This window comes from Streptococcus sp. CCUG 71758 (assembly GCF_011714815.1).
GTDB lineage: Bacteria > Bacillota > Bacilli > Lactobacillales > Streptococcaceae > Streptococcus > Streptococcus halitosis.
Window position 1 is genome coordinate 1 of sequence record NZ_RXXO01000008.1, and the last position, 6,703, is coordinate 6,703.

Sequence of the window (6,703 nt, forward strand, 5' to 3'; positions counted from 1 at the left end):
GAAAATGAGCCAACACCACCGGTAAAAACTCCAGATCAACCAGAGCCATCAAAACCAGAAGAGCCAACATATGAGACGGAGAAACCATTGGAACCAGCTCCAGTAGCACCAAACTACGAAAATGAGCCAACACCACCAGTTAAGACTCCAGATCAACCAGAGCCATCAAAACCAGAAGAGCCAAATTATGATCCATTGCCAACTCCGCCTGTAGCACCAACTCCTAAGCAGTTGCCAACACCACCAGCGGTGCCAACAGTTCACTTCCATTACAATCGTCTATTTGCACAACCTCAGATTAATAAAGAAATTAAAAATGAGGATGGAGCAGATATCGATCGTACTCTAGTTGCTAAGCAGTCTGTAGTGAAGTTTGAGTTGAAAACAGAAGCGTTGACAGCTGGTCGTCCAAAAACAACTTCATTTGTATTGGTAGATCCACTTCCAACTGGCTATCAGTTTGATTTAGAAGCGACCAAGGCTGCAAGCAAAGGTTTTGAAACAAGCTATGACAAAGCTAGTCACACTGTAACCTTTAAGGCTACTGATGAGACATTGGCAACATACAATGCTGATTTAACTAAACCTGTTGAAACTCTTTATCCAACGGTTGTTGGTCGTGTCTTGAATGATGGGGCAACTTATACAAATAACTTTACCTTGACAGTTAACGATGCCTACGGTGTTAAGTCAAATATTGTTCGTGTAACGACTCCAGGTAAACCAAATGATCCTGACAATCCAAACAACAACTACATCAAGCCTTTGAAAGTTAACAAGAACAAGCAAGGTGTGAATATTGATGGCAAAGAAGTTCTAGCTGGTTCAACGAACTACTATGAACTCACATGGGATTTGGACCAATACAAGGGAGATAAATCTTCTAAAGAAGCAATTCAAAATGGTTTCTACTATGTGGATGATTATCCAGAAGAAGCCTTAACCCTTCATCCAGAATTGGTTAAGATTCGTGATCTAGAGGGCAATCTTGTACCAGGTATCAGTGTTCAACAATTTGATAGTTTAGAAGCTGCTCCTAAGAAGATTCAAGAGCTGTTGAAGAAAGCAAACATCACTGTTAAAGGTGCTTTCCAACTCTTCTCAGCTGATAATCCAGCCGAATTCTACAAGAACTATGTAGCAGCAGGAAAATCATTGCTCATCACAGATCCGATGACAGTTAAACCTGAATTTGGTCAAACGGGTGGTAAGTATGAAAACAAAGCTTACCAAATTGATTTTGGAAATGGCTATGCTACAGAAGTAGTTGTCAACAATGTACCGAAAATCACACCTAAAAAAGATGTGACAATCAGTATGGATCCAAGTAGTGACAATATTGATGGCCAGACTATTCCATTGAACCAGTACTTCAATTATCGTTTAATTGGTGGTTTGATTCCACAAAATCATTCTGAGGACTTGAGTGACTATAGTTTTGTAGATGATTATGACCAAAAAGGTGATCAATACACTGGAAACTATAAAGTTCTTGCCAAGGTTGATATCCGATTGAAAGACGGTCGTGTTATCAAGGCAGGGACAGACTTAACCGCTGAAACACAGGTTGAACATGATCAAGATAAGGGAATGATTACCATTCGCTTCAAGGAGGAATTCCTTCAAGAGATTCAGTTGGATTCTCCATTCCAGGCTGAGACTTATATTCAAATGAAACGAATTGCTGTCGGAACTTTTGAAAATACCTATGTAAATACTGTGAACAAAGTTGCTTACGCCTCAAATACAGTTCGCACGACAACGCCAGAACCTAAGAAACCAGAGGAACCAACAACTCCTAATTCTAATCCAAATCCAAAAGGAAACCCTACTCTACCTCAAACAGGTACAAATGATTCAAGCTACATGCCATATCTTGGTCTAGCAGCTTTAGTAGGAGTTTTAGGACTTGGTCAGTTGAAACGAAAAGAAGACGAAAGCAACTAAGCTCTAAAAGTTAAATAGAAAAGAGGAACTCTGTTTCCTCTTTTTTATAGTCCGAAATTAAAAACGCTTCCTATTGATTTTCACTCATAAAATCAACTGATTTATGTTAAAATGGTAGTAGAAAGTTGAGATTATGAGTTATTTTAAAAAATATAAATTTGATAAGTCACAGTTCAAACTTGGTATGCGGACTTTCAAAACGGGGATTGCCGTTTTTCTAGTTCTCTTGATTTTTGGTTTTTTTGGCTGGAAGGGGCTTCAAATCGGAGCGTTAACAGCGGTCTTCAGTCTACGAGAAAGCTTTGATAAGAGTGTCCATTTTGGAACTTCGCGTATCTTAGGAAATAGCATCGGAGGTTTTTACGCCCTTGTCTTTTTCCTCTTAAACACTTTATTTCATGGAGCCTTTTGGGTAACCTTACTAGTTGTTCCGATTTGTACCATGTTAACCATTATGACAAATGTTGCTATGAACAACAAGGCAGGAGTTATCGGTGGTGTAGCGGCTATGTTAATCATTACCCTATCAATACCAAGCGGAGAAACATTTTTGTACGTGTTTGCGCGTGTATCGGAAACTTTCATGGGAGTTTTTGTCGCAATTCTCGTAAATTATGATATTGATCGTATTCATCTCTTTTTAGAGAAAAAAGAAAAATAATGTTACATTTTATAACATTATCAATTGACGTTTGTCTTTTTTTAGACTATAATAGACAGAAAGAAGGAAAATGTAAATGAAGGAAAAAGAATTTCGCCGAAATATGGCTGTTTTTCCTATTGGCAGTGTTATGAAGTTGACCGATCTCTCGGCGCGTCAGATTCGTTATTATGAAGATCAAGAGTTGATTAAACCTGATCGAAACGAAGGAAACCGTCGCATGTATTCGTTGAATGATATGGATCGTCTGCTTGAAATCAAAGATTATATCTCTGAAGGCTACAATATCGCTGCCATTAAGAAAAAATATGCTGAACGTGAGGCGAAGTCCAAGAAAGTGGTGAGTCAGACAGAGGTGCGTCGCGCACTTCATAATGAACTCCTTCAGCAGGGACGCTTTGCTTCAGCACATTCACCTTTTGGTCGCGGTTAGGCAATCGCAAGTAGTCATATATTAAGGAGAAAAACCATGCCAATCACAGCTGCAGATATTCGTCGTGAAGTCAAGGAAAAAAATGTTACCTTTATTCGTCTCATGTTCTCAGATATTTTGGGAACGATGAAAAACGTCGAAATTCCTGCTACAGATGAACAGTTAGATAAAGTCTTGTCAAACAAGGCTATGTTTGATGGATCTTCTATTGAAGGTTTTGTACGTATCAATGAGTCAGATATGTACTTGTACCCAGACTTGGATACATGGACAGTCTTCCCTTGGGGAGATGAAAACGGAAGTGTTGCAGGTTTGATCTGTGATGTCTATACAACAGAAGGTAAACCATTTGCAGGTGACCCTCGTGGCAATTTGAAACGTGCTCTTCGCCATATGGAAGAAGTAGGATTCAAATCCTTCAACCTTGGACCAGAGCCAGAATTCTTCCTATTTAAACTGGATGAAAATGGGGATCCGACTCTTGAGGTAAATGATAAGGGTGGCTACTTTGATTTGGCGCCTACAGACCTTGCGGATAATACACGTCGTGAAATCGTTAATGTCTTGACCAAAATGGGATTTGAAGTGGAAGCAAGTCACCACGAGGTTGCGGTTGGACAACACGAAATTGACTTCAAGTATGATGAAGTCCTCCGTGCTTGTGATAAGATTCAAATCTTTAAACTCGTTGTTAAAACGATTGCTCGTAAACACGGTCTTTACGCAACCTTTATGGCGAAACCAAAATTTGGTATCGCTGGATCAGGTATGCACTGTAATATGTCCTTGTTTGATGCAGAAGGAAACAATGCCTTCTTTGATCCAAATGATCCAAAAGGAATGCAGTTGTCTGAAACGGCCTACCATTTCCTTGGTGGTTTGATCAAGCATGCCTACAACTATACTGCCATCATGAACCCAACAGTTAACTCATACAAACGTTTGGTTCCAGGTTATGAAGCGCCTGTTTACATTGCTTGGGCTGGTCGTAACCGTTCGCCACTTGTGCGCGTACCAGCTTCACGTGGTATGGGAACTCGTCTTGAGTTGCGTTCAGTGGACCCAATGGCAAACCCATACATCGCTATGGCGGTTCTTTTGGAAGTTGGTTTGCATGGTATTGAAAACAAAATCGAAGCACCAGCTCCTATCGAAGAAAATATCTACATCATGACAGCAGAAGAGCGTAAGGAAGCTGGAATCACTGATCTTCCATCAACTCTTCATAACGCCTTGAAAGCTTTGACTGAGGATGAAGTGGTTAAGGCTGCCCTAGGTGAACACATCTACACTAGTTTCCTTGAAGCCAAACGTATCGAGTGGGCTAGCTATGCGACCTTTGTTTCACAATGGGAAGTTGATAATTATCTTGACTTATATTAAGAATATAAAAAGATTGTCTGATTGGGCAATCTTTTTTTGTTGAAATGAGACTACAACTATAATGTTATGATTAGCAGAGAAGACTATTCTTTATAAATAATACAAAAAAGTATTTTTGGAAGTTTTACGGCACCATCTGTTAATATGTTGAAACAAATAATAGTATAGGGATACGGGGAAATAATTTTTTTCTGTATTTCCTTTAAATTGAAATAGTTTTATGTTAGAATGAGGTGAACATTTCTTTTTAAAATGATTGTATACAAATCATTTTTAGTTTGGAGGTTAATTATGAAATGGAGAAGAGGCATGAAAGTGCCGTTTTCTACTAATTTAGGTAGAAAAACAAAGGCCTATATTGGCCTGATTATTTTACTTTTTTCTATTTTTCTTCTTCCGGTTCAGTCTTATGCTGCATTAGAAGAGATTAAAAATGGAACGGATATCTCTACCTTAGATATTCGTAAGTTTAATTTAAATATTAACAATGCTAGTGTTTTATCTAAATCACAGTCTGTTGATCAGTTTCATCTATCAAATCCCCATTATGAATATCTAAGTGGGGGTGCTTATCCAGGTGAGATGGAAAACTTTACTCTTAAAGTAGATAAAAGTAAAAAGCAAGATCAAGTTTTTGAAAATCCTTTATCTCTAAAATTTACAAATATTGGTAACATTCACGGAAAGCAAGTAGATGCTTACTTAAAATTTAATAAGGTAACTCTTCACTACCTCAATACTGCACAAGCAAGGTCTGAGATGGATAATACTCAAAAATCTACTGTCGAATTTTTCTCAATCTCAGAATTGTGGGAAAAGAGTGCCTTTGAAATTGGGAATGTTCCTTATGTAGATGCAAATCATGACTACATCATGAATAAAGCGTTTTGGATTGATGCTGATGTTACAGCAGAAATTCGCTATGCTGATGGGACAGAAACAGACTTGAAATTGGTCATGAAACCAACAGATATTGATGCAATTGATGCAAACAATTTGAAGGAAACCTTCTATGTTAAAAACTATAAGAACGATGTGAACCTTCGATTAATGAACAATGCCAATGTCTTGCGACAGGAAGAAACAAGTGATCATACTTCATGGATTGCTACACAAAGTACAAATGGTAGTAATGCTGAAAATAACATCTCGGGCTTAGCTCTTCGATCAAATAGTAACAGCATGAATTTCGGTTATTCATCAACGGAAACCTGTTCGGCTGTATTTGGGCTTTATGTCGAAAAGATTGACCCAAGTCCAGTCCTAGAGGTAGAACCTACTGAGATTCCAGCTAAAGAGGGGCAGGATGTAACTTATAAGGCTACTTTTAAAGTTCCGGTTCCAGGTAAAGACCTTTTAGCAGCTCCATCATCTATTGAAATGGTTCAAAATTTTGATGATCGCTTGGACTATAAAGAACTTAAAGTTGAATCAGGTGGAGTGACTCTGCAAGAAGGACGTGACTATACGATTGAGAAGTCAGGTCAAACAGTTACTGTTAAAATGACACCTGAATACATAAAATCAAATTCTGCCGCTGAGATTATTATCACTTATAAAACAGCTACAAACAAAAAAGTGGAAGAAAAGGGACCTGAAAAAATTAACAACACTGTAACCTTGCATGTTGATAACTTATCAGCTCCTTCTAATCAGGTGAGCACTGCTCTTCTTTACGAAAAACACCATGAATTTGTCAGTGGAACTCCAGGTAAAGAGTTGCCACAAGAAGTGAAAGACTTGCTTCCAGCAACAGAAAAGGATTTACCTAATGGCAGTCAAGTAACGCCAACTCAACCAAGTCAAACAGAAGTGAAGACCACAGAAGGTACATGGAGCTTCAAGTCCTATGACAAAGCATCAGAAACCATCAATGGAGCGGATGCCCACTTCGTCGGTACTTGGGAATTCACCCCAGCTCCAACTTACAAGGCAACACATGAGTTTGTCAGCGGAACTCCAAATAAAGAACTTCCACAAGAAGTGAAAACCCTACTTCCAGCAGACCAAACAGACTTGAAAGATGGCAGCCAAGCAACGCCAACACAACCAAGTCAAACAGAAGTTAAGACCGCAGAAGGCACATGGAGCTTCAAGTCCTACGACAAGACATCGGAAACAATTAATGGATCAGATGCCCACTTCGTCGGTACTTGGGAATTCACCCCAGAGCCAACTTACAAGGCAACACACGAGTTTGTCAGCGGAACGCCAGGAAAAGAACTTCCACAAGAAGTGAAAACCTTGCTTCCAGCAGACCAAACAGACTTGAAAGATGT

5 protein-coding genes (1 of these 5 cut by a window edge) are annotated in these 6,703 nt (G+C 39.0%); all 5 read left to right on the forward strand.

Features of this window, described 5'->3' with window-relative positions:
• Positions 1-1,947: SspB-related isopeptide-forming adhesin (locus EKB01_RS08995; RefSeq protein WP_167266681.1), on the forward strand; the 1,947-nt coding region annotated here is incomplete at its 5' end.
• Positions 1,948-2,080: 133 nt separating this feature from the next.
• Positions 2,081-2,608, forward strand: a complete 528-nt coding sequence (locus EKB01_RS09000; protein WP_084853030.1) for an aromatic acid exporter family protein — start codon at positions 2,081-2,083, stop codon at positions 2,606-2,608.
• Between the two features lie 76 nt (positions 2,609-2,684).
• Positions 2,685-3,041, forward strand: a complete 357-nt coding sequence (gene glnR, locus EKB01_RS09005; RefSeq protein ID WP_000659550.1) for a transcriptional repressor GlnR — start codon at positions 2,685-2,687, stop codon at positions 3,039-3,041.
• A gap of 36 nt (positions 3,042-3,077) precedes the next feature.
• Complete coding sequence (gene glnA, locus EKB01_RS09010; protein ID WP_001122897.1) at positions 3,078-4,424, forward strand: type I glutamate--ammonia ligase; 1,347 nt, start codon at positions 3,078-3,080, stop codon at positions 4,422-4,424.
• 291 nt (positions 4,425-4,715) lie between these two features.
• Positions 4,716-6,703: the 5' portion of an LPXTG-anchored SHIRT domain periscope protein gene (locus EKB01_RS09015; RefSeq protein WP_167266683.1), read on the forward strand. Its footprint extends 1,516 nt past the window's final position; only the first 1,988 of its 3,504 coding nucleotides appear in the window; its start codon is at positions 4,716-4,718; its stop codon lies beyond the right edge, outside the window.